Source organism: Paraburkholderia sp. XV, from assembly GCF_020177535.1.
In the GTDB taxonomy this organism is placed as follows: Bacteria; Pseudomonadota; Gammaproteobacteria; order Burkholderiales; family Burkholderiaceae; genus Paraburkholderia; species Paraburkholderia caribensis.
Map to the genome: position 1 here is coordinate 1 of NZ_JAGUUD010000034.1, position 24,297 is coordinate 24,297.

Genomic DNA, 24,297 nt, shown 5'->3' on the forward strand with positions numbered 1-24,297 from the left:
TTTGCGGCGGCAAAGAAAAGTAGGTGCCGCCCCGCACAGGGGCGACGCATGAAGCGAGATAACGCATCGCGGATGCCAGCGCACGCGGATGCCAGCGCAAAACCCAAACAAACCGCCCAGCGTCGCAGACAAACAAAAACTACCTCGGCAATTCAGAATGCCCCATCAGATAAGCATCAACTGACCGCGCACACTGCCGCCCCTCGCGAATCGCCCACACCACGAGCGACTGCCCGCGCCGCATATCCCCCGCCGTGAACACCTTCTCCACCGACGTGTAATAAGCCTTATCGCCTTCGGTAGAAGCACGCACATTCCCACGCGCATCCTTATCGACGCCGAAGGCCTCCAGCACAGGCGAAACAGGTTGCGTAAAGCCCATCGCCAGCAACACGAGATCGGCCTTCATTTCGAACTCGGAATCGGGCACTTCGACCATCTTGCCGTCCTTCCATTCGACACGCGCCGCGATCAGCTTCTCGACCTTGCCGTTCTTGCCTTCGAAACGCTTCGTAGCAACCGCCCAATCCCGCTCGCAACCTTCCTCATGCGACGACGACGTGCGCAGCTTGACCGGCCAGTACGGCCACACGAGCGGCTTGTTTTCCTCTTCCGGCGGCTGCGGCAGCAGTTCGAACTGCGTGACACCCTTCGCGCCATGACGGTTCGACGTGCCAACGCAATCCGAACCCGTATCGCCACCGCCGATCACGACGACATGCTTGCCCTTCGCAAGCAACTGGTCCGCAACCTTGTCGCCCGCGTTGACCTTGTTCTGCTGCGGCAAAAATTCCATCGCGTAATGAATGCCCGCAAGCTCACGGCCCGGCACAGGCAAATCACGCGGCGTCTCGGAGCCGCCCGTCAGGATCACGGCATCGAACTGATCCTTCAGTTCTTCCGGCGTGATGGTTTCCTTCGCCGTGTTGCCGATGTGCGCCGGAAGCGGGTCCTTACCGACGAACACGTTCGCGCGGAACGTCACGCCTTCCGCCTCCATCTGGCGCATGCGACGGTCGATCAGCCACTTCTCCAGCTTGAAGTCGGGGATGCCGTAACGCAGCAGCCCGCCAACGCGGTCGTTCTTCTCGAACACCGTGACGTCATGACCGACGCGCGCGAGTTGCTGCGCAGCCGCCAGACCCGCCGGGCCCGAACCGACCACGGCAACCTTCTTGCCCGTCTTGTGCTTCGGAGGTTGCGGCGCAACCCAGCCTTCGGCCCACGCCTTGTCGATGATTGCGTGCTCGATCGACTTGATGCCGACCGGGTCGTCGTTGATGCCGAGCGTGCACGCCGCTTCGCACGGCGCCGGGCAGATGCGGCCCGTGAACTCGGGGAAGTTGTTCGTCGAATGCAGGACGTCGATCGCGTTCTTCCAGTCCTGGCGGAACACCAGGTCGTTGAAGTCCGGGATGATGTTGTTCACCGGACAGCCGTTGTTGCAGAACGGGATGCCGCAGTCCATGCAACGCGCGCCCTGAATCTTGGCTTCGTCGTCGGTCAATGCCGAGACGAATTCCTTGTAGTGCTTCACACGCGTGAGGGGTGCTTCGTACGCCTCGTGGCGGCGCTCGAACTCGAGAAAACCGGTTGCCTTGCCCATGTGGTTCTCTATGTCTATCTAATCGGTGAGGGGATCGGCGCCCGCTGCGTGTTGCAGCGGGCGCGCTTCGTTATGTCGTCAGGGGTTGGGGCGGGAAACGATCAGGCCGCGAGTACTTCCTTGGCTGCCTTCTTCGCGCCCATTTCGCCCAGCGCGCGCTTGTATTCCGTCGGGAACACCTTCACGAACTGACGGCGTGACGCATCCCAGTTTTCGAGCAGCGCCTTCGCGCGCGGCGAACCGGTGAACTGGAAGTGACGTTCGATGAGCCCCTTGAGCAGCGCTTCGTCGGTCTGGCCCATGTGCCACAGCGCCTTGTCGACCGTGCGTTCCTGTTCGGCCTGTTGCAGCACCGGCTCCAGCGCGACCATCGACTTGTTGCACTTGGCCGCGAACGTACCGTCCACGTCGTACACGTAGGCGAGGCCGCCCGACATGCCCGCCGCGAAGTTACGGCCCGTTTCGCCGAGCACGACGACCGTGCCGCCCGTCATGTATTCGCAACCGTGGTCGCCCGTGCCTTCGACGACCGCCGTCGCGCCCGAGTTACGCACGCAGAAGCGCTCGCCCGCAACACCACGGAAGAACGATTCGCCTTCGATCGCGCCGTACATCACCGTGTTGCCGCAGATGATGTTTTCTTCGGACTTGCCGCGGAAATCATTCGTGGGACGGATGATGATGCGCCCGCCCGACAGACCCTTGCCGACATAGTCGTTGCCGTCGCCGACCAGATCCAGCGTGATGCCCTTCGCGAGGAACGCGCCGAAGCTCTGGCCCGCCGTGCCCTTCAACTGGATGTGGATCGCGTCGTCGGGCAGACCGTCGTGGCCGTACTTCTTCGCGATCGTGCCGGACAGCATCGCGCCGACCGTACGGTTCACGTTGCGCACCGGCTGGATGAACGACACGTGTTCGCCCTTCTCGATGGCCGCCTTCGCCTTCTCGATCAGCGTGTGATCGAGCGCGCGGTCGAGGCCGTGATCCTGCGAATCGACATGCATGCGCGCGACGCTCGCCGGAACGTCCGGCTGATAGAACACGCGCGAGAAGTCGAGACCCTTCGCCTTCCAGTGCTCGATGCCCTTCTTCATATCGAGGTATTCGCTGTGGCCGATCAGGTCGTCGAACTTGCGCACGCCCAGTTGCGCCATGATTTCGCGCACTTCTTCCGCGATAAAGAAGAAGAAGTTCACGACGTGTTCCGGCTGGCCCTGGAATTTCGCGCGCAGCACGGGGTCTTGCGTCGCGACGCCGACCGGGCACGTGTTCAGGTGGCACTTGCGCATCATGATGCAGCCTTCGACGACCAGCGGCGCCGTCGCGAAGCCGAATTCGTCCGCGCCGAGCAGCGCGCCGATCACGACGTCGCGGCCCGTTTTCATCTGGCCGTCGGCCTGCACGCGGATACGGCCGCGCAACTGGTTCAGCACCAGCGTCTGCTGCGTTTCAGCGAGGCCCAGTTCCCACGGCGTGCCGGCGTGCTTCACCGACGACAGCGGCGATGCGCCCGTGCCGCCATCATGACCGGCGATCACGACGTGATCGGCCTTCGCCTTCGCGACACCCGCAGCGACCGTGCCGACACCCACTTCCGACACCAGCTTCACCGAGATGCTCGCCGCCGGGTTGGCATTCTTCAGATCGTGGATCAGCTGAGCCAGGTCTTCGATGGAATAGATGTCGTGGTGCGGCGGCGGCGAGATCAGGCCGACGCCCGGCACCGAGTAACGCAGCTTGCCGATGTACTCGGACACCTTGTGACCCGGCAACTGGCCGCCTTCGCCGGGCTTCGCGCCCTGCGCCATCTTGATCTGGATCTGGTCGGCAGAAGCGAGATATTCCGCCGTCACGCCGAAGCGGCCCGACGCGACCTGCTTGATCTTGGAGCGCAGCGAATCGCCTTCCTTCAGCGGGATGTCGGTCACGACTTCATCGCCGAGGATGGACTTCATCGTGTCGCCATTCTTGATCGGAATGCCGCGCAGTTCGTTGCGATAGCGGTTTTCATCTTCGCCGCCCTCACCCGTGTTCGACTTGCCGCCGATACGGTTCATCGCCACAGCCAGCGTGGCGTGCGCTTCCGTCGAGATCGAGCCGAGCGACATCGCGCCCGTTGCAAAGCGCTTGACGATTTCCTTCGCCGATTCCACTTCGTCCAGCGGAATCGCCTTCGACGGATCGACCTTGAACTCGAACAGGCCACGGAACGTCATATGACGCTTCGTCTGGTCGTTGATCAGGTGCGCGTATTCCTTGTACGTCTGATACGAGTTGCTGCGCGCCGAGTGCTGCAGCTTGGCGATCGCATCTGGCGTCCACATGTGGTCTTCGCCGCGCACGCGGTAGGCGTACTCGCCACCCGCGTCGAGCATGTTGGCGAGAACCGGGTTGTCGCCGAACGCGTCGCGGTGCAGACGGATCGCTTCTTCCGCCACTTCGAACAGGCCAATGCCGCCGACCTTCGACGCCGTGCCCTTGAAGTACTTGTTCACGAGATCTTCAGCGAGACCGACTGCTTCGAAAATCTGCGCGCCCGTGTACGACATGTACGTCGAGATACCCATCTTCGACATGACCTTGTGCAGGCCCTTGCCGATTGCCTTCGTGAAGTTGTAGACCGCCTTTTCCGCCGACAGGTCGCCCTTCATGCCCGCGGCCATCTGCGCGAGCGTTTCCATTGCCAGGTACGGGTGAACGGCTTCCGCGCCGAAGCCCGCGAGCAGCGCGAAATGGTGCGTCTCGCGCGCCGAGCCCGTTTCGACGACGAGGCCCGTGCTCGTGCGCAGACCTTGCTGCACGAGGTGCGAATGGATCGCGGACGTAGCCAGCAGCGCCGGAATCGCGACGTTGTCGCGGTCGGTCTTGCGGTCCGACACGATGAGCATGTTGTAGCCGGACTTGACGGCATCCACGGCTTCCGCGCACAGCGATGCCAGGCGCGCTTCGATGCCTTCCTTGCCCCAGCTCACGGGGTAGCAGATGTTCAGTTCGTACGAGCTGAACTTGCCGCCCGTGTATTGATCGATCGCGCGGATCTTCGCGATGTCCTTGAAGTCGAGCACAGGCTGCGACACTTCGAGGCGCATCGGCGGGTTGATGTTGTTCGTGTCGAGCAGGTTCGGCTTCGGGCCGACGAACGACACCAGCGACATCACCATGTTTTCACGGATCGGGTCGATGGGCGGGTTCGTGACCTGCGCGAACAGCTGCTTGAAGTAGTGATAGAGCGTCTTGTTCTTGTTGGACATGACGGCCAGCGGCGAGTCGTTGCCCATCGAGCCAACGGCTTCTTCGCCTGCCTGCGCCATCGGCGCCATCAGGAACTTGAGGTCTTCCTGCGTGTAGCCGAACGCCTGCTGGCGATCGAGCAGCGCAGCCGCTTCGCGGCGCTCCGTGACGACGTCTTCCGCGTTCGGCTCGATTTCGTCGAGCTTGATGCGCACGGCGTCGATCCAGCTCTTGTACGGCTTGGCGTTCGCGAGGTTGTCCTTCAGTTCCTTGTCGTCGATGATGCGGCCGTGCTCCATGTCGATCAGGAACATCTTGCCCGGCTGCAGACGCCACTTCTTGACGATCTTCGACTCCGGAATGGGCAGCGTGCCCGCCTCCGACGCCATGATCACGAGGTCGTCGTCCGTGACGATGTAGCGCGCCGGACGCAGGCCGTTACGGTCGAGCGTCGCGCCGATCTGGCGGCCGTCGGTGAACGCGATGGCAGCGGGGCCGTCCCACGGTTCCATCATCGCGGCGTGGTATTCGTAGAACGCGCGGCGGTTGTCGTCCATCAGCGTGTGCTGTTCCCATGCTTCGGGAATCATCATCATCACTGCGTGGACCAGCGGGTAACCGGCCATCACGAGCAGTTCGAGACAGTTGTCGAACGACGCCGTGTCCGATTGGCCCGGATAGATCAGCGGCCACAGCTTCGGCAGGTCGTCGCCGAGCACGTGCGAGGCGATCGCGCCCGTACGCGCGTTCAGCCAGTTGACGTTGCCCTTCACCGTGTTGATTTCGCCGTTGTGGGCGATCATGCGGTACGGGTGAGCCAGCTCCCACGCCGGGAACGTGTTGGTCGAGAAACGCTGGTGCACGAGCGCGAGCGCCGACACGACGCGCTCGTCCTGCAGGTCGCGGTAGTACACGCCGACCTGGCCTGCCAGCAGCAGCCCCTTGTAGACGACCGTGCGCGCGGACATGGACGGCACGAAGTATTCCTTGCCGTGCTTCAGCTTGAGCGCCTGAATGCGGTGGCTCGCCGTCTTGCGGATCACGTACAGCTTCCGCTCCAGCGCGTCCGTCACCATGATGTCCTTGCCGCGGCCGATGAAAATCTGGCGGATCAGCGGCTCGCTCGCCTTCACGGTCGGCGAAATGGGCATGGTGTGGTCCGCGGGCACGTCGCGCCAGCCGAGCACGACCTGGCCTTCGGCCTTCACCGTGCGCTCCAGTTCCTGTTCGCAGGCGAGACGCGATGCGTGTTCCTTCGGCAGGAAGATCATGCCCACGCCGTATTCGCCCTCGGGCGGCAGCGTCACGCCCTGCTTCGCCATCTCCTCGCGGTAGAACGAGTCCGGAATCTGGATCAGGATGCCCGCGCCGTCGCCCATCAGCGGGTCGGCGCCGACGGCGCCCCGGTGATCCAGGTTTTCGAGGATCTTCAGGCCCTGCTGGATGATTTCGTGGCTTTTCTTGCCCTTGATATGCGCAACAAAGCCGACGCCGCATGCGTCGTGCTCGTTTGCGGGGTCGTAAAGACCTTGCGCGGCGGGAACCGTGGAAAGCGGCTGCTGATGGTCGTTCATGGGGACACCGTCTGTCAGGGGCCGTGGGGCCGTTGAACCATTTTGTTTTTGCCCGCGGTGCGGACTTCGACCGCGCGGGCGGCCGCGGACGCGCGATATTGCAGTTGCACATCGGGACGCCGGAAATCGGAATATACGCGACGAATCAAAGGAATAGCAAACAAAATGTGATGGTCGGGCCCCTATTATCAATGTGGTGCATTTTTCGCCCCGTTAATTGGTGCCACATCAAAACGGGGCAAAAGAAAACGGCATGCGTGAATGCCGTTTTCTTTCTGCTTTTGCCAGCAAGCCGTTGAACACAAAAGGCTTATTGGGTTTGCGGCGTCTCCCGGACCTTGCGCGGCCGGCCCCTTGGCAAGGGCGAGACGCGCCGGTTCGCGGCCCGCGCCGCCCACTCCCGATACGAGTCGCTACCGAGCACCCAGCCCTTCAAGGTGGCCTGCTGAAGCTGGCTGGCTTCGCGTTCGTCGAGCGGCTGCTCGCACAGTTCGCGGTACGCGCGCTGCCGCTCGAATGGCGTATTGCCGAGCGACCAGTACAAACGATGATCGGTGATCAAACTGTCTAAGGTCAGGCCGATGTGATGCCGATAACTGGACCATCGGTAGTCTTCGGGCGTGCTCACCAGCTGGTTGCGCACCGGCGACATTTCGACCACGCGGCTCGCGAGCAGGAAGTACTTCTCGCCTTCGATCACCGTCGCGCGATAGCGGCCTTCCCACAACGTGCCGCGCCGCGAGTATCGGCGATTGAAGTGCGCAACGTAACGTCGGCCGACCGCCTGCATCGCTTTCGGCAGGCTCGATTCGTCGGTGGGCGTGACGAGCAGCTGCACCGCGCCCGGCATCAGCGCGTATGCGTGAACGGATAAATGGTGATCGCGCGAAGCCGCCTTCAGGCAATCGATGAACAGTTCGTAATCCTGGTCGTCGACGAATGCGGGCTGCTGGTCGAGTCCGCGCAGGATCACGTGTTGCGGCTGGTCGGGGACATAAAGACGTGCAAGCCGTGCCATGCTGGATTATCCAAAGTCGCGTTGGTACATACCCGAAGGTCCGAAAAGCTGCGCCGGCGCGGCCTCACGCGCCAAGCGGGTCTGCCGGAAAACGGCAAAAAGCCTAGGCAGAACGCTCTAACCGGTGCGTATGGTTTGTTTGAAACGTTGTGGTCATAATTGGCGGGCCTTTTTTGGAGGAGCACAAATGAAATTAAAACAGGCCTTGGGGGTCGCGGCACTCGCTTGCATAACAACCACAGCGCACGCGCAATCGGCCGGCAGTTTCTTCGTTACAACAGGGTGGTTCCATCTCGCGCCTCAGTCCAGTAGTGACCCGCTGAGAGAGACAAACGTCAACGGCACGCCCGTCAATATCACTGTGCCCAACACGGGCGCCACACTCGGCAGCGGCGACACCATCGGTTTCACCGGGGGTTACTTCGTCACCGACCATATCGCCACCGAGTTCGTGATCGGCGTACCGCCGCAATTCGACCTGCACGGCAGCGGCGCATTCCAGCAATATGGCAAGCTCGGCTCAGCAAAACAGTGGAGCCCGACGCTGCTGTTCAAGTACTACTTCAACCAGCCGCAAGCGAAGTTCCGTCCGTATCTGGGCTTGGGTGTGAGCCGCGTCTCGTTTACCGACGAGCACATCACGAACGGTGCTTTCGAAGCCAACGTACTTCATGGTCCGACCACGGTAACAACGGATAGTTCGTGGGAGCCCGTGTTTAATGCCGGCTTCACGTACGCGTTCACCGACCACTGGTTCGCGGGCTTCTCTATCTCGTATCTGCCGCTCTCGACGACCGCCAAGCTGAACACCCAGGCGCAGACTCCCATCGGTACCGTCAACGTCCAGTCGGAAACGAAGATTCGTCTGAACCCGATCGTCACGTATGTGAACCTCGGTTACCGGTTCTAACACAACAGGGTAGACGAGATTTTCGGGCTTGAACAACGCCGATCTGCAAAAGCGCGTCGGCGTTTTTCCATGCGATCACGATACCTGTATGTACACGCCTTCGTCTCCGACGGATCGCGACATCATTCCCGCCATACACGCCGCCGCCCGTTGTAAATTTGACTGAAACGGGCGCGCCAGCGGTGCAATTTCTGCCGCATGCGGCATGCATCGGTGCAGTGGGAGCGTCTGTGTGGATCAGATCGCCGGGCGGGCATCGAAGTTGCGTCAGAGGATACTTCCCGCGCTGTGTTGCGGGGATACTCAAACTACCTTCATCGACGGAGCGACCATGACTGCACTTCCTAACACGCGAGATGCCCTGGGCGAATCCTGGACCACGGCTGGACGTCGTGCGCGACGCATTGCGCGCCACAGTCGACATGCCGCAGAAGATATTGCAAGCGAACTGCGCACCCTGATGACCGAACTCGAGAATACGCTCGGAGACGGCACGCAAGCGGACGCCGCGGTGCTGCGCACGCAAATGCGCAAACGTCTCGACGAAGCGCGCACACGTCTGAACGACACGCGCGATGCGATGCGCGAGCGCGCCGAAGCGGCAATCCACGATGCCGATGATTACGTGCATGAAAATCCGTGGCGGACGATTGCCATTGTTGGTGGCGTCGCGCTGATCGCAGGCGCCCTGCTTGCGCGAGGCGGCTCGCGCTGACGCACGCGGCGCCGGGCTGGACCTCGGATCGTTGCGCAGCACGGGCACGGCGCGTGACTGCGCGCCGCTTCCCTTCGATATGTCGAGCCGGGCGAGCGGAAGTTCGCGCGCGCGGCATCGTTGCGCAGACTGCTGACGTCGCGGTTCGCGCGGCTCTGGCAGCGTTGTCAGGCGCGAGACGTGACCACGTCAATCGCCGTCTACGATGAACAGTCGCTGGTATTCCTTCGAAGCGTAGCGGTCCGTCATGCCCGCGATGTAATGCGCGATGAGGCGCGGCTGCTTCGCTGCGTCCGGCGTCTGGTAGGCGGGCGGCAGCAGGCGGGGATCGTCGATGAACGCGTCGAACAAACCGGCGATCACCCGTTGAGCCTTGTTGGCCATCCGCATGACGCGATAGTGGCGATACAGGTTCTTGAAGAGAAACCGCTTGAGCTGTGTGGCCTGCGCAGCGACAGCGTCGCTGTGCGCGACGAGCGGCGGCGCGCGGCGCACGTCGTCCAGCGACGCCGGCGCATGCTGCGCAATATTGCGCGTGGTCGTGTCGATCAGATCGACGATCAGCGTGTTGATGATGCGCCGCACCGTCTCGTGAATCAGCCGGCGCCCCTCGATCTGCGGATAGTCGCGCCGCGCTGCGTCGTAGTGCGTGTGCCATAGCTCGACTTCGGCGAGCTGCTCGATCGTGAGCAACCCCGAACGCAGACCGTCGTCCACGTCGTGGTTGTTGTATGCGATTTCGTCGGCGAGATTGGCGATCTGCGCTTCGATCGACGGTTGCCGCCCTTGCAAAAAACGCTCGCCCAGTTCGCCCAGACGCCGGGCGTTTTCGCGTGAGCAATGCTTGAGGATGCCTTCGCGCGTCTCGAAGCACAGGTTAAGGCCGTCGAACGCGCCGTAATGCTCTTCGAGATCGTCGACGACGGCGAGACTCTGCAAGTTGTGCTCGAAGCCGCCGTAGTCGCGCATGCATTCGTTGAGCGCATCCTGCCCGGCATGGCCGAAGGGCGTGTGTCCGAGATCGTGTGCCAGCGAAATCGCCTCGACGAGATCTTCGTTCACGCGCAGATTGCGCGCGACAGAACGCGCGATCTGCGCGACTTCGAGACTGTGCGTGAGCCGTGTGCGAAACAGATCGCCCTCGTGATTCACGAAGACCTGGGTCTTGTACTCGAGCCTTCGGAAAGCGGTCGAATGAACAATGCGGTCGCGATCCCGTTGAAATTCTGTGCGCGCGCTCGGCGGCGCTTCGTGATGGCGCCGGCCGCGCGATTGGGAAGAATGCGCGGCATACGGCGCGAGGTGCGCTTCGAGCGCGGCGATGGTGGGCAGCGATACGACGCCGGTAACGGGCATGACCGAAGCGGCGTCGAGTGATTCGCTCAGAGGGTCGCTGCGTATTTCACTCACCGATATCTCCGAATCAGATGCGACGGCCGCTGTCTGGCGGGGCCGCTGCGCTTCGCGTCAGGTGCCGACGCTGGCGTCTAGCGTTTGGAGCACCGCCTCGTCGGGGGCGCGGGTAATCAGTGTGTCGCCGAAACGCTTCAGCAGGATGAACTTGATTTCGCCCGCCTCCGCCTTCTTGTCGACGCGCATCAGATCGACGTAGCGCGCCGCGCCGAGCGTGGGTGCCTGAACCGGAAGATGCGCAGCCTCGATGACGGCGACCAGCCGCTTGCGCGCGGCTTCGTCCAGATGGCCGAGACGCACGGACAGGTCCGCCGCCATTACCATCCCGCAGCCCACCGCTTCGCCGTGCAGCCACTCGCCATAGCCGAGCCCCGCTTCGATCGCGTGACCGAACGTATGCCCGAAGTTGAGGATGGCGCGCAGACCGCCTTCACGCTCGTCGGCCGCGACGACGGAAGCCTTGATCTCGCACGACCGCTTGACCGCTTCGGCAAGCGCTTCCGGCTCACGGCGATTGAGCGCCTCGATGTTCGCTTCGATCCAGTCGAAGAACGTTGCGTCGGCAATCGCGCCTGTCTTGATGACTTCCGCGACCCCTGCCGCCAGTTCGCGCGGCGGCAGCGTGCGCAGCGCGCCGATATCGGCGATCACCGCTTGCGGCTGGTAGAACGCGCCGATCATGTTCTTGCCGAGCGGATGGTTGATGCCCGTCTTGCCACCGACCGACGAATCGACCTGCGACAACAGCGTGGTTGGCACCTGGATGAACGGCACGCCGCGCATGTAGCAGGCCGCCGCGAAACCCGTCATGTCGCCGATCACGCCGCCGCCGAGCGCGATCAGCGTGGTCTTGCGATCGGCCCGCGCGCCGAGCAGCGCGTCGAAGATCAGATTCAGCGTTTCCCAATTCTTGTGCGCCTCGCCGTCAGGCAGCACGACCGTCGACACGTCCTTGCCGAGCGGCGCGAGCGCCTTGCGCAGGGTGTCGCCGTACAGGGGATCGACCGTCGTGTTGGTGACGATCGTCACCGACGCGCCGCGAATATGCGGCGCGAACAGTTCGCTGCGGCCGATCAGATCGGCGCCGATGTGTATGGGATAGGCGCGCTCGCCCAGTTCGACGTTGACGGTAATCATGGAATTCATCTCGCCATTATGACGTAGCAGGCTTGGCGACGCCCGCCATCTCGAGCTGCATCAGCACCATGTTGACGAGCCCGTTGACGGACGGACGCCCCGTTTCGATCACGAAATGGGCGCATTCGCGGTAGAGCGGATCGCGCACTTCATAGAGGGCTTCGAGGCGCCCTTTCGGGTCTTCGGTCTGCAGAAGCGGCCGGTTCTTGTCGCGGCGCGTGCGCAGCCAGAGGTCGTGCGGATTGGCGCGCAGATAGACGACGATGCCGTGCGCTCGCAGCGCGTCGCGGTTTTCCGGGCGCAAGACCGCGCCGCCGCCCGTCGCGAGCACGATGCTTTCGCGTCCGGTGAGTTCGGCGATCACTTGGGCCTCGCGGTCGCGAAAGCCCGATTCGCCTTCGAGTTCGAAGATCACCGGGATGCGCGCACCCGTGCGCGCCTCGATTTCATGATCGGAGTCGAAGAACGGGCGATCCAGCCGGCGCGCCACGGCCCGGCCCACGGTGGTCTTACCTGCCCCCATGAGCCCTACAAAAAAAACGTTGGCGTGTGCGTCCCGCGGTTGCAACTTATCCTCTGGCTAATCCGGTGTAGTTCGTGCGGCAGCTTACTGGCAAAGCGCCTGCCTTGTCGAGCCTGACGGCCGGAGCGGCTGCCGCCGATCATGCTTTCGGCCCGCGCCCATGGCGCTTTCCCGACGATCCGTCAATTTGTCTGCACAACCCTCGGGGTGATGAAAACGACGAGTTCGCTGGTCAGATCGCGGTGGGCGCGATGCCGGAAAAGCGCGCCCAAAAGCGGTATTTTGCCCAGGAGCGGCACGCGCGTCACATCATCGCGGTCGTCCGACTCGTAGATTCCGCCAATCGACACCGTTCCGCCGTCCTCCATCTCGACGCGCGTCTGCACATGTTTGGTGTTGATGGCGGGCCCCGACGCCGTCTGCTCGCCGACACTGTCCTTCGCGACGTCGAGATCCAGCACGACCCGGCCGTCCGGCGTGATTTGCGGCTCGACCTCCAGTTTGAGGCTGGCGCGGCGAAACTGCACGCCCGACACGCCCTGCCCGACTTTCGCCTGATACGGCAGTTCGGTGCCCTGCTCGACGATCGCCTTCATCCGGTCCGCCGTCACCACGCGCGGACTGGACACGATTCTTCCGAGCCCTTCCGCTTCGAGTGCGCTCAACTCGATGTTCACGAGCCGCGTCGCCTGCGCGGCGAACAGCGTGAAACCCGCCGTGGCCGCGTCGAAGCCGGAGATCGGCCGCGCCGACAGATCGTAGATCGCGCCCTCCTTGCCGCCGACGACACCGATCGCCTTGCCGTCTTCGTTCGTGGCGAGCATCGACAGTTTCACGCCGAGGTTGCGCGAAAAACCCTTCTCCGCTTCGACGATGCGCGCCTCGATCAGCACCTGACGCGTCGGCCGGTCGAGCGACGCGATCAGTTCCGCGATCTGCGCGAGGCGCGCATCGAGATCGGTGACGAACAGCAGATTGGTGCGCGGGTCGGCCATCGCCGCGCCGCGTTTGGACAACACACGCTGATTGCCCGACGCCGTCAGCAGCTTGCGCAGTTCTTCGGCGTGCGCGTAGTGCAGCTCGAAAGTGCGGCTCGCGAGCGGCTCGAGCTCGGCGGCGCGTGCATGCGCTTCGAAGCGCTGACGCTCGCGCGCCGCCAGTTCGGACAGCGGCGCGACCCAGATCACGTTGCTGCGCTGCTCCATCGCGAGGCCGTTGACGTCGAGCAGCGTATCGAACGCGGCGCGCCACGGCACGTTGTCCAGATGCAGCGTGACCGCGCCGCGCGCCTTGTCGCTGGCGACGATGTTCAGGCCGGTGAATTTCGCGAACGCGCCGAGCACCGCACCCAGTTCGGCGTGCTGGAAATGCAACGTAATCGGGCTGTCCGCAGGAATCGACGGCGAGGCGTTCGTGCTCAGACGGGCGGCGGGCGGAAGCGGCACGGGCGGGCCTTCCAGCGGCTCCGTGCGCGCTTCGTCCTGGCGTTTCGGTTCGGTTTCGATGCGCGCGGCGGAAGGCGGTTGTGCCGCATCCCGCGCCGGGTCCGTCTCGCGCCCGGCCGCGCCCGCTTCATCGGTTGCATCCGGCGTGAACGGATTGGCGACGTCCGTCGTCACCACGCGCGGCAACGGCGGCATGCCGGCGGGTGTGAGCGCCTCGTCGAACGGCATGTCGGCGGGAAGCGGCGGCAACGATGCGCGCGCCGCCATGGCGACGAAAGCAGCACACGCGAGCATCGAGCGCATGACATTGAGCCGCATCATTCGACGGCCTCCGCGAGCGTCAGCGAATACGAGCTGCCATCGCGCTTTGCAAACGTGAGGGCGCGTGCATCGACATGCGCAACCCGCTCTTCGCCCCACTGTTGCCCCGGTTCGAGCGTCTCTGCGTTGTCGCCCGCTTCGATCAGCGCGAGACCTCGCAGGCGGTCGGCCAGAAGCCCGACCAGCCGCATCGATGACGAAGCGTCCCCCTGGACCGACGCAAGCGCCGCAGGTTGAAACGGATCGTAGAACACGATCTCTTCGTCGGGATCGAACGCGTCAGGATCATCGCGCACCGTTCGACGCGTGACATCCCGCACTGGATGAACCGCGCTGAACGAATGCAGCGTCGCATTGATTGACAAGACCTCGCCCTGACGCTTGAGCGTCACGTCTTCAGGCACCACGAGGACGGGCAAACCCGCAAGCCCTTCCAGAAAATCGACGACATGATCGAAGTCGGCTTGAGCCGTCACATGCAGCGGACGCATGGCGTCGAGTCCGCTACCCGTGACGACGCCCGGCTCGATTGCGAGCAGCGTCACCTCGTTGCGCGCCGCAAGCTGTGAGATCACGCGTATGTCGTCGGCCGAGGTCCAGTTCGAAGGCATCGGCGCGACGCTTGCCTCCCGACGCAATGCAGGCAACTGCGTGACGACCGCTTCCGCTTCGCCCAGCTTGCCCTGCGCCGCCGATAACATTTCGCGGCTCGCCTGGACTCCGCTCATATCCGTGGCGAGCCATGCATTCGCGCCGAGCACGAAGGCAGCCACAGCTATGCACAATGCGACGGCCCAACGTCGTCGCACGCTCCATGCTTCGAGTGGCACGCGCAAGCGCTCGACCAGCGTGTGGCCGAACCGCTCGCGCGTCGTTGGCATGCCGATGCGGCCAGCAATAGTCGTGTTCATTGCTTCCCTCTCGTGTTCTGATGCGCCTCTGCCTGCGCCCGTTTTTTTTCAGGCGGCCCGTCCCATTTCAGATGGGCTTTGATTTCGAACGCCGACGATGCCTCCGTTGCGCCCGTCGCCCGACGCATGTCGCTCAAGTCGGAGTCCTTCACGCCTTTCAACGCGGCGAGGCGGTTCAGCCACGCCGCCGACGCTGCATGATCGGAAGACGCGGCAAGCAGTTCCGTATCCCGTCCGCGTTGCCGCAACTGCCTGACGGCGACAGCCTCGGACGACTCCCGGCCCAACGCATCGAGCAGATCGAGCAGGTGCATGAGCGGTTCGGAAAGCGTCGCGGCGCGCTCGTTTCTCAGACGCTCCTCGCGTGCCTCGCCCACGAGCCGCGTGTGTTCGGCAAGCGGCGGCGCAAGCACGGCAAGGCGTTGCTCGATCGCCGCGCGCTGCCTGTCGATACGCACCCGCTCGAACGCCTGCCACACCATCAGCAATGCCACAGCGGTGCAACCACACAGCGTCGCACTCGTCCATTCGACATAGCGGCGCCGGCGCGCGAGCCGCGCATCGCGCTGCCGGTGCGGCAACAGATTGAAACCGTGGGCGAAGGTCATTGCGTCACGCCCCGCAATGCCAGACCGAAGGCGACCGCGAACGAAGGCTCATGCAACAGTTCCGAGTCGGGTATCACGTTGCCGTCGCTGAGTGAAGAACAGTCGAACGGCAACACGGAACAGCCCAGCACATCACCGACATCGGCAAGTGAAAAGCACACGCCATCGAGCAATTCGATTTCGCCGCCCACCAGCGCGCACACGTTCAGGTTGTTTTCCGCGAGATCGCGCAACGCGTCGGCGACGCACGAATATTCAGGCGACGGGTAACGGATTTCGTCCGCGATCGCTTCCCCTTCGACGCGCCAGCCGTACACGCCATCGCTGCCGATCCAGATCGCCGCATACGGCTCGTGCAGCTCGAGTTCGAAAGTCGCGGCGTGACGCAGCGCGCGCAACGCCGCATGCGGCTCGACGTCGACCGTGGTCAGCGTCACGCCTGCCATGGCCGCGCTTTCGATGCGCGCTTCGAGATGCGCGCGCGCCGTCGCGGCAATCGACACCCTGCCAGGATTCGACGGCGACTCGTCGACGTACCAGTCGACGGCGAGCGCGTGACGCTCGATGCCCGCGACGCGCTCGGCTTCCATCAGCACCGTGGGCTCGAGTGACGCACCCGAACCACGCGGCCCGCTCACGTGATTGATGGGGAGATGCGCCGTGAAGGTCGCGGAGCCCGGAATCGCCATTGCGCATCGCAGTGCCGCCGACATGCATTGCTGGGGCACCCGACAGAATGCCTCGGACACCGCGCGCGCCACCGCTTGCCGGTCCACGATCTCCGCGCCAGCCATCGCGCCCGGCGCGAGCGGCTCCAAAGCAATGCATTCGATGCGCACAGGTCCCGCCTTTCGCGCGCTGCCGCTCAGCGCCACGATCCTCACCGCCTGCGCACCGACATCGATGCCGACTGCCTGACGCCGCATCGCCATTCGTAACGAGTCTTTCAACGCCATTCCATCCTCCCTCAGATACCAACGGAAACTGAAGGCCCGCGGCATCCGGAGAAACGCGGGCAACGGAAGGCATTCTGCGCAGCGCGGCACACAGGCGAAATTCAGCCGAATGGCTAATGGTCGGGTGACGGATATCCGGCGACAATCAAAGGCACTACAGTGTTCTCATAGCCGTGCGGACCGCGTCGGCCGTAAGCACGCCGAAAGCTGGCGGGTCGGGCGGCTATAATCGCGGGACCGTTTTCTGGTGTTCATATGCAATCCACGACTCCTACGTCTCCGCCTCCACCCCCGCAGAAGCGCAAGCGTCCGCTGTGGCTGAAGATCATCCTTGGCTTCGTCGGGCTGATCTTCGCCGGAATCCTCTGCGTTTTGCTCGTGCTGGGTTACGCGCTGGTCGTCGCCACGCCCAATCTGCCTTCGCTCGACGCGTTGACGGACTATCGCCCGAAGGTGCCGCTGCGCATCTACACGGCAGATCACGTGCTGATCGGCGAATTCGGCGAAGAACGCCGCGACATCGTGCACATGCGCGAGGTGCCGGACAATCTGAAGAAGGCCGTGCTCGCCATCGAAGACGCGCGTTTCTACGACCACGGCGGCGTCGATCTGATGGGTATCGCGCGCGCCGGCGTGGTCGCGCTCACGAACGGCCACGCAACGCAAGGCGCGAGCACGATCACGATGCAGGTTGCGCGCAACTTCTTCCTGTCCAGCGAGAAGACGTACACGCGCAAGATCTACGAGATGCTGCTCGCGTATAAGATCGAATCGAAGCTGAGCAAAGATCAGATTCTCGAGGTGTACATGAATCAGATCTATCTCGGCCAGCGTGCGTACGGCTTCGCGAGCGCGGCGCGGGTGTACTTTGGCAAGGACCTGAAAGACCTGTCGCTGGCCGAATGCGCGATGCTCGCCGGTCTGCCCAAAGCGCCGTCCGCGTATAACCCGGTGGTGAATCCGAAGCGCGCGAAAGTGCGTCAGGAATACATCCTTCAGCGCATGCTGGAACTCGGCTATATCACGCAGGACCAGTACGACACGGCGAGCCGTCAGCCGCTCATCGTCAAGGGCGCTGGCAAGGAGTTCAGCGTGCACGCGGAGTACGTCGCGGAAATGGTGCGGCAGATGATGTATGCGCAGTACCGCGAAGAGGCGTACACGCGCGGCCTGAACGTCGTGACGACCATCGATTCCGCCGATCAGGACGCCGCATACCGTGCGTTGCGCAAGGGCTTGATGGACTATGAACGGCGTCACGGCTATCGCGGTCCGGAAGCATTCATCGACCTGCCCGCCGACGCGGACGCACGCGAGCAGGCCATCGACGACGCGCTGCTCGAGCATCCCGACAACGGCGAAATCATCGCGGCCGTCGTCACGTCGGCAAGTCCGAAGCAGGTTCAGGCGACGCTGATCGACGGCAACGCCGTGACGATCCAGGGCGACGGGCTGCGCTACGCGACATTCGCACTGAGCACGCGCGCTCAGCCGAACCAGCGCGTGCGGCCGGGCGCGATCATCCGTATCGTGAAGAACGACGACGGCAACTGGTCGATCACACAATTGCCGCAGATCGAAGGCGCGTTCGTCTCCGTCGTGCCGCAGGATGGCGCGATCCGCGCGCTCGTCGGCGGCTTCGACTTCAACAAGAACAAGTTCAATCACGTGACGCAGGCGTGGCGTCAGCCGGGTTCGAGCTTCAAGCCGTTCATCTATTCGGCGTCGCTAGAAAAGGGTTTGGGACCGGCAACCGTCATCAACGACGCGCCGCTCTTTTTCAGCGCAGCTGAAACAGGCGGCCAGGCGTGGGAGCCGAAGAACTACGGCGGCGGCTTCGACGGCCCGATGTCGATGCGCACTGCGCTGCAGAAGTCGAAGAACCTCGTGTCGATCCGCATCCTCAACCACATCGGCACGAAGTACGCACAGCAGTACATCACGCGCTTCGGTTTCGATGCTGAACGTCACCCCGCCTATCTGCCGATGGCACTGGGCGCGGGCCTCGTCACGCCGCTGCAGATGGCGGCTGGCTACTCGGTGTTCGCCAACGGCGGCTTTCGCGTGAATCCGTATCTGATCGCCGAAGTCACCGATCAGCGCGGCATGGTCGTCGCGCATGCTGACCCGCTCGTCGCCGGCAGCAACGCGCCGCACGCAATCGAAGCACGCAATGCGTACGTGATGAACAGCCTGCTGACGAGCGTGGCGCAGCGCGGCACGGGGGCGAAGTCGAACGTTCTGAAGCGCACGGACCTCGCAGGCAAGACGGGCACTACCAACGATTCTCGCGACGCGTGGTTCGCCGGCTATCAGCACACGCTTTGCGCGATTGCGTGGATGGGCTACGACAGCCCGCGCAGTCTCGGCGACAAGGAAACGGGCGGCGGGCTCGCACTGCCCGTGTGGATCGACTACATGGGACGCGCGCTCAAGGGCGTGCCCGAGTACAAGATGCCGATGCCGGAAGACGTCGTGTCGATCGGCGACGAGCTGTACTTCGACGACTTCACGCCCGGCAACGGCTTTGTGTCGACGGTCGGGGTGACGCTGCCGCCGCCGGGAGCCAGCGATGCAGCGAGCGCTGCGCCTGCCGCGGTCGGCGCGCAGGAAAAAGAAGACATCATGAACCTGTTCAAAGGCCACTGAGTCCCGGTTGCCGCGCAGAAACAAAGCCGCCGCGTGTCGAACGCGGCGGCTTTTTCATTTCGGCAAACGCGCATCGGCATCAGACGCGCCGGCTCGAGACGCTCAGGGCGCGATATGGACGTCTTCGCCTGCCTGCTGCGTCGCGTAGTCGGAAAGCGCCGCGTAGAACTCGGTGCCATTGCGCGTATCGCGCCACGCACCGTCGACAAAACGGAAGTGGTATCCGCCCGACTTCGCGGCGATCCAGATCTCCTGCATCGGCGGCTGAAGATTCACGATGATCTTCGTGCCGTTCTCGAATTCGAGCGTCAGCACGTTGCCGCTGCGCTCGAATTCGACGTCGGCGTCCGTATCGTCGAGCGAGCGTTCGATGGCTGCCAGCACAGCCTCGGCGCGGGTCAGGTATTCACTGTCGGACATGCTAAACTCCAGCGATTAATTATTCAGGGACAGTCATGCGAGTCGTTTTCCGGACGAGCGCCACGGCCACGATTCTAGCGACTCTGGCTATTGTCGCAGGTGTAGCGCTCAGCGGTTGCGGACAACGCGGTTCGCTGTATATGCCTACCGTTCCGCCTCTTCCGGCCAAACCGAACGAACAGACCCAGTTGCGCTCGCCCAACGAAGTGAAACCCGGCGCCGAATCCGCTCAGGATTCCGTGCCGGATACGTCGGGCACGCCATTGTCCCTGTCGCCCGATTCCGAACTGCGCACTGCGCCGACGTCGAACGCGCCCGCCCAACCGGCGTCCGGCGCGTCCGAAGCTCAATAAGACTGCCGTATGACTCAATCCGCTTTTGCCTACGTCGACGGCGTGCTGCACGCTGAAGGCGTGTCCGCCGCATCGCTTGCCGAGCAGTTCGGCACGCCGCTGTATGTCTACTCGCGCGCCGCGCTCAGCAACGCATGGCACGCCTACGCGGACGCATGCGCCGGCCGGCGCGCTACCGTGCACGTCGCCGTGAAGGCGAACAGCAACCTCGCCGTGCTCAACCTGTTCGCGCGCATGGGCGCGGGCTTCGACATCGTGTCGGGCGGCGAGCTGGCGCGCGTGCTCGCTGCGGGCGGCAAAGCGGAAAACACCGTGTTCTCGGGCGTCGGCAAGAGCGTCGCGGAAATGCGCGAAGGGCTTGCGGCGGGCGTGAAATGCTTCAACGTCGAATCGATTCCCGAACTCGACCGCCTCAATGCCGTAGCGGGTGAAATGGGCAAGAAGGCGCCCGTGTCGCTGCGCGTGAATCCTGATGTCGACGCGAAGACGCATCCGTACATTTCGACGGGCCTCAAGTCGAACAAGTTCGGCGTTGCGTTCGACGAAGCGCGCGCCACGTATCGCGCCGCCGCCGCAATGAAGCACCTCGACGTGGTCGGCATCGACTGTCATATCGGTTCGCAGATCACGGAAGTCGCGCCGTATCTCGACGCCGTGGACAAACTGCTGGAACTCGTCGAACAGATCGAGGCAGACGGCGTGAAGATCAAGCATATCGATGTCGGCGGCGGCCTCGGTATCACCTACGACGACGAAACGCCGCCGGATATCGGCGATTTCGTGCGCACCTTGCTCGACCGGATCGAAGCGCGCGGGCATGGCCACCGCGAAGTGTATTTCGAGCCGGGCCGCTCGCTCGTCGGCAATGCGGGCATGCTGCTCACGCGCGTCGAGTTTCTGAAGCCGGGCGTCGAGAAGAATTTTGCGATCGTCGACGCGGCGATGAACGACCTTGCGCGCCCCGCGATGTACGAGGCTTATCACGCAATCGAACCCGTCCTGCAGCGCGCAGGCGACAAGCATGTTTATGACGTCGTCGGTCCCGTGTGCGAAAGCGGAGACTGGCTCGGACGCGAACGCAAACTCGCCGTCGAGCCCGGCGATCTGCTCGCGATCCGCTCCGCGGGCGCCTACGGTTTCGCGATGAGCTCGAACTACAACACGCGTGTGCGCGCAGCCGAAGTGATGGTCGACGGCGACAAGGCGTACGTCGTGCGCAAACGCGAAGAAGTGAAAGACCTGTTCGCGGGCGAGACGGTTCTGCCGGAATAACGCTGATAGACAGCGTGCGTTTCGAACGCTCAAAGCAAAAAGGCGATGCGCTCACCACGCATCGCCTTTTTTTCGCCTGTCGATTCGGGCTCGTCAGATTTTTGCGCGCTGCCTGATTCTGTCGCGCGCCCAAACCAGCACGCGCCAGCCCAGCAACGCAATCACGATCGCCCCGTAGATCTTCGGCAAGATCAGATCGTGCTTGCCCGCCTTCATCCACCAGAAATGCAGGATCGCGAGCGCGGCGATCGGATAGATGGCGCGGTGCAGCGTCTGCCAGCGTCGGCCGAGCTTGCGCACCATGGCTTTCGGCGACGTGACGGCAAGCGGCACCAGCAGAACGAACGCCGCAAAGCCGACTGTGATGAACGGCCGCTTGCCGATGTCCTTCACGATCGCGGCGATGTCGAACCACTTGTCGAACCAGAAGTAGGTCGTGAAATGCAGCGCGGCGTAGAAGAACGCGTAGAGGCCGAGCATCCGGCGAAAGCGCAGCAACGCGTTCCAGCCGGTCAACTTGCGTAGCGGCGTCACCGCGAGCGTGATGCAGATGAACACCAGCGTCCACAAACCCGTCGAGCGCGTGATGAACTCGATGGGGTTTGCGCCCAGTCCGCCCGTGAAGCCGAACAACACAATGCGCGCAAGCGGGTACAACGCCGCGACGAATACCGCGATCTTCGCCGGGCCGACCCAGCGGCTGGCGTTGGCGCTCGCAGTGCCGGCTTGTCGCGTCGAACGCACGGTGTTCGAGGCGGTTTTGGCGCTTGCGGCGCTGCTCGTTGCGGTCGCGGTTCGGGTCGTGTCGGTTGCCATGCGCGCCGCCATCAAAAGTTCTTCTTCAGGTCCATGCCCTGATACATCGACGCGACCAGATCGCCGTAGCCGTTGTACATCAGCGTGTTCCGCTTGGGCGTGAAGATGCCGTCACCGATGCGCCGTTCAGTCGCCTGGCTCCAGCGCGGATGGTCGACGTTCGGGTTCACGTTCGAATAGAAACCGTACTCGCTCGGCGCGTAGGTGTTCCAACTGGTCGGCGGCTGCTTTTCGACGAAGCGGATTTTCACCAGCGACTTCGCGCTCTTGAAGCCGTACTTCCACGGCACGATGATGCGCACGGGCGCGCCGTTCTGATTCGGCAGCACCTGGCCGTAGACGCCCATCGTCAGCAGCGTCAGCGGATTCATTGCTTCGTCCATGCGCAGACCTTCCGAATAGGGCCATTCGAGAATCGGCTCCGACAGTCCGGGCATCTGCGACGGATCGGCAAGCGTGATGAACTGCACGTATTTCGCGTTCGCCGTGGGCTGCGCGCGCTTGATGAGTTCCGACAGCGGAATGCCGATCCACGGAATCACCATCGACCAGCCTTCCACGCAACGCAGCCGGTACACGCGCTCCTCGAGCGGCGCGAGCTTCAGCAATTCGTCGATGTCGTAGACCTTCGCGTTCTTCACCTCGCCTTCGACGCTCACCTTCCACGGACGCGGCCGCAACGTCCCGGCGTTGTGCGCGGGGTCGCTTTTGTCGGTGCCGAACTCGTAGAAGTTGTTGTACGTGGTGATGTCTTTGTAAGACGTGACCTTGTCGGCGACGACGAATTTCGGGTTGGCCTTCGCGCCGAGCTTCAGCGCTTTCGGATCGGGCGACGAATATTCCGCGTACGCCTCGCCGTGCACGCCGATCAGGCCGCCGAGCGCGACTGCGCCCGCTGCCTGCAGGATGCGCCGGCGATTTTCGAACACGCGCTGCGGCGTAATTTCGCTGCGCGCGATGTCGTCGCCATACAGCTGGCCTCGGTCGCTTCGCTTGATCCACATGCTGAAAACTCCTTGCCGGGCGCCTTCGCCCGATCGATATTCGTTCGACTCGCGCAGGCGAGTCACCGTTCTACGTTACCGGTTCTTCGTTCTGTTAACACACGCGGCGGGCGATTCTTCCATACCGGCATAAAAAAACCGCCGGTGCGGCGCACGCGGCGGTTTCTGGTCGTTCCGGCCCGGAGAAACTGAAACTTACAGCTTGCCGTAGCTGTGCAGCCCCGACAGGAACATATTGACGCCGAGGAACGCGAAAGTCGTCACCAGCAGGCCCGTCAGCGCCCACCATGCAGCGACCGCGCCGCGCAGACCTTTCATCAGACGCATGTGCAGCCACGCCGCGTAGTTCAGCCAGACGATTAGCGCCCACGTTTCCTTCGGGTCCCAGCTCCAGTAGCCGCCCCATGCTTCGGCCGCCCACAGCGCGCCGAGAATCGTCGCAATCGTGAAGAACGCGAAGCCGACGGCGATCGACTTGTACATCACGTCGTCGAGCACGTCGAGCGTCGGCAGACGGTCGGCCAGCACGCCGCGTTCTTTCATCAGATACGCGACGCCAACCATCGCCGACAGCGCGAAGCTGCCGTAGCCGATGAAGTTTGCCGGCACGTGAATCTTCATCCACCAGCTTTGCAGCGCGGGCACGAGCGGCTGGATCTGCTGGGCGTCGCGCGCGATCGAGTACCACATCAGGAAGCCGACGGCCGCGCTGATCACCAGCAGCACAAAGGCGCCAAGCGAGCGGGTGTTGTAATGCTGCTCGTAGTACAGGTAGAACAACGCCGTAATCAGGCTGAACAGCACGAACACTTCGTACAGGTTCGAGATTGGAATATGGCCGACATCCGAGCCGATCAGATACGACTCGTACCAGCGCACCATGAGGCCGACGAAGCCCATCAGCACCGCCACCCACGTCATCTTCGAGCCGATCGCGGCGCCCGTCGGCGAACGCGACAACGTGCCGATCCAGTAGAACAGCGTGGCCAGCACGATCAGTGCGCTCATCCACAGGATGGCCGACTGGCTCGACAGGAAATACTTGAGGAAGAACGCGTGATCGGCGCGGGCAAGATCGCCGCCGTAAATCTGGATGGCCGACAGCGACAGCACCGCGATACACGCCATCAGCAGACGGGCGGGCTTCCAGCGCCAGCCTAACGCGACGAAAGCAGGCACCGTGCACACCAGCACCAGCTTGTCGTAGTAATTCATGTAGTCGTGGTAGCGCGACAGCGCAAACCCGGCGCCCGCAACCAGCGCGAGCGCGAACAGCCAGTCGAACGGACCGAGGCGCTTCAGGAATGGACGATCGTCCAGCAGCGCTTCGCCCGTCAGATGCGGGGTCGAGTGAGCCGCCGTATCGGCACGCGGCTTGGCGCGCGAGGATGAGGAAACTTGAGTCAGGTCCATGA

Annotated in this window: 19 protein-coding genes; 5 read left to right on the top strand and 14 right to left on the bottom strand. The window is 63.3% G+C overall.

All coding sequences use genetic code 11. The annotated features are described in order from the left end of the window. Nucleotides 1-139: 139 nt before the first annotated feature. The 3 genes from KFO72_RS17900 to KFO72_RS17910 form a co-directional block, all read right to left on the bottom strand. The gene (locus tag KFO72_RS17900; protein ID WP_054929141.1) at nucleotides 140-1,606 is read right to left on the bottom strand and encodes a glutamate synthase subunit beta; all 1,467 of its coding nucleotides are present in this window, start codon (nucleotides 1,604-1,606) and stop codon (nucleotides 140-142) included. Nucleotides 1,607-1,707: 101 nt separating this feature from the next. After that, nucleotides 1,708-6,411, bottom strand: a complete 4,704-nt coding sequence (locus tag KFO72_RS17905) for a glutamate synthase-related protein (protein ID WP_054929142.1) — start codon at nucleotides 6,409-6,411, stop codon at nucleotides 1,708-1,710. 310 nt (nucleotides 6,412-6,721) lie between these two features. Beyond that, entirely contained in the window at nucleotides 6,722-7,429 is a 708-nt protein-coding gene (locus KFO72_RS17910) for a transposase (protein WP_035988887.1), read from the bottom strand. Nucleotides 7,430-7,616: 187 nt separating this feature from the next. Between KFO72_RS17910 and KFO72_RS17915 the strand changes: the two genes are divergently transcribed. Together KFO72_RS17915 and KFO72_RS17920 are read left to right on the top strand one after the other, a co-directional pair. Continuing rightward, on the top strand, nucleotides 7,617-8,339 hold the full coding sequence (locus KFO72_RS17915; RefSeq protein WP_054929143.1) for an OmpW/AlkL family protein: 723 nt from the start codon (nucleotides 7,617-7,619) through the stop codon (nucleotides 8,337-8,339). Nucleotides 8,340-8,670: 331 nt separating this feature from the next. Beyond that, nucleotides 8,671-9,054: a DUF883 family protein gene (locus tag KFO72_RS17920; RefSeq protein ID WP_054929144.1), complete on the top strand. Its 384-nt coding sequence runs from the start codon at nucleotides 8,671-8,673 to the stop codon at nucleotides 9,052-9,054. Between the two features lie 189 nt (nucleotides 9,055-9,243). Here KFO72_RS17920 and KFO72_RS17925 read toward each other — a convergent pair whose 3' ends face one another. The 7 genes from KFO72_RS17925 to pilM all read right to left on the bottom strand — a co-directional run bounded on the left by KFO72_RS17925 (nucleotide 9,244) and on the right by pilM (nucleotide 16,368). Next, nucleotides 9,244-10,410 carry a deoxyguanosinetriphosphate triphosphohydrolase gene (locus KFO72_RS17925; RefSeq protein ID WP_225032708.1) on the bottom strand — a complete coding sequence of 389 codons (1,167 nt, stop codon included), beginning with the start codon at nucleotides 10,408-10,410 and terminating at the stop codon, nucleotides 9,244-9,246. Nucleotides 10,411-10,521: 111 nt separating this feature from the next. After that, nucleotides 10,522-11,604: a 3-dehydroquinate synthase gene (gene aroB, locus KFO72_RS17930; RefSeq protein WP_054929166.1), complete on the bottom strand. Its 1,083-nt coding sequence runs from the start codon at nucleotides 11,602-11,604 to the stop codon at nucleotides 10,522-10,524. Nucleotides 11,605-11,620: 16 nt separating this feature from the next. Then, nucleotides 11,621-12,172, bottom strand: coding sequence for a shikimate kinase (locus KFO72_RS17935; RefSeq protein WP_035988874.1), 552 nt, complete (start codon nucleotides 12,170-12,172; stop codon nucleotides 11,621-11,623). 137 nt (nucleotides 12,173-12,309) lie between these two features. Beyond that, on the bottom strand, nucleotides 12,310-13,893 hold the full coding sequence (gene pilQ, locus KFO72_RS17940; protein WP_225032698.1) for a type IV pilus secretin PilQ: 1,584 nt from the start codon (nucleotides 13,891-13,893) through the stop codon (nucleotides 12,310-12,312). Further along, entirely contained in the window at nucleotides 13,890-14,804 is a 915-nt protein-coding gene (locus KFO72_RS17945) for a hypothetical protein (protein WP_107201955.1), read from the bottom strand. Before KFO72_RS17945 ends, pilQ begins: the two co-directional genes overlap by 4 nt. Then, nucleotides 14,801-15,412 (bottom strand): hypothetical protein, encoded by a 612-nt coding sequence (locus KFO72_RS17950; protein WP_054929148.1) that lies wholly within the window; start codon nucleotides 15,410-15,412, stop codon nucleotides 14,801-14,803. The genes KFO72_RS17945 and KFO72_RS17950 overlap by 4 nt, the downstream gene beginning before the upstream one ends. Further along, nucleotides 15,409-16,368: a type IV pilus biogenesis protein PilM gene (pilM, locus tag KFO72_RS17955; RefSeq protein ID WP_225032699.1), complete on the bottom strand. Its 960-nt coding sequence runs from the start codon at nucleotides 16,366-16,368 to the stop codon at nucleotides 15,409-15,411. The genes KFO72_RS17950 and pilM overlap by 4 nt, the downstream gene beginning before the upstream one ends. A gap of 255 nt (nucleotides 16,369-16,623) precedes the next feature. Here pilM and KFO72_RS17960 point away from each other — a divergent pair, with 255 nt between their 5' ends. Beyond that, a complete protein-coding gene (locus tag KFO72_RS17960; protein ID WP_225032700.1) occupies nucleotides 16,624-19,017 on the top strand; it encodes a penicillin-binding protein 1A in 2,394 nt (797 codons plus the stop codon). A gap of 102 nt (nucleotides 19,018-19,119) precedes the next feature. Here KFO72_RS17960 and cyaY read toward each other — a convergent pair whose 3' ends face one another. Further along, on the bottom strand, nucleotides 19,120-19,437 hold the full coding sequence (gene cyaY, locus KFO72_RS17965) for an iron donor protein CyaY (RefSeq protein WP_054929151.1): 318 nt from the start codon (nucleotides 19,435-19,437) through the stop codon (nucleotides 19,120-19,122). A 35-nt stretch (nucleotides 19,438-19,472) separates the two neighbouring features. Here cyaY and lptM point away from each other — a divergent pair, with 35 nt between their 5' ends. Beyond that, a complete protein-coding gene (gene lptM, locus KFO72_RS17970) occupies nucleotides 19,473-19,790 on the top strand; it encodes an LPS translocon maturation chaperone LptM (protein WP_225032701.1) in 318 nt (105 codons plus the stop codon). A 9-nt stretch (nucleotides 19,791-19,799) separates the two neighbouring features. Then, nucleotides 19,800-21,062 (top strand): diaminopimelate decarboxylase, encoded by a 1,263-nt coding sequence (gene lysA, locus KFO72_RS17975; RefSeq protein ID WP_060599594.1) that lies wholly within the window; start codon nucleotides 19,800-19,802, stop codon nucleotides 21,060-21,062. A gap of 93 nt (nucleotides 21,063-21,155) precedes the next feature. Here lysA and msrQ read toward each other — a convergent pair whose 3' ends face one another. From msrQ to ccsB, 3 genes are all read right to left on the bottom strand, one after another. Continuing rightward, nucleotides 21,156-21,890 carry a protein-methionine-sulfoxide reductase heme-binding subunit MsrQ gene (msrQ, locus tag KFO72_RS17980; RefSeq protein WP_054929154.1) on the bottom strand — a complete coding sequence of 245 codons (735 nt, stop codon included), beginning with the start codon at nucleotides 21,888-21,890 and terminating at the stop codon, nucleotides 21,156-21,158. Further along, nucleotides 21,890-22,882, bottom strand: a complete 993-nt coding sequence (msrP, locus tag KFO72_RS17985; RefSeq protein WP_054929155.1) for a protein-methionine-sulfoxide reductase catalytic subunit MsrP — start codon at nucleotides 22,880-22,882, stop codon at nucleotides 21,890-21,892. The genes msrQ and msrP overlap by 1 nt, the downstream gene beginning before the upstream one ends. A gap of 195 nt (nucleotides 22,883-23,077) precedes the next feature. Next, the gene (ccsB, locus tag KFO72_RS17990) at nucleotides 23,078-24,295 is read right to left on the bottom strand and encodes a c-type cytochrome biogenesis protein CcsB (protein WP_225032702.1); all 1,218 of its coding nucleotides are present in this window, start codon (nucleotides 24,293-24,295) and stop codon (nucleotides 23,078-23,080) included. Nucleotides 24,296-24,297 lie beyond the last annotated feature (2 nt).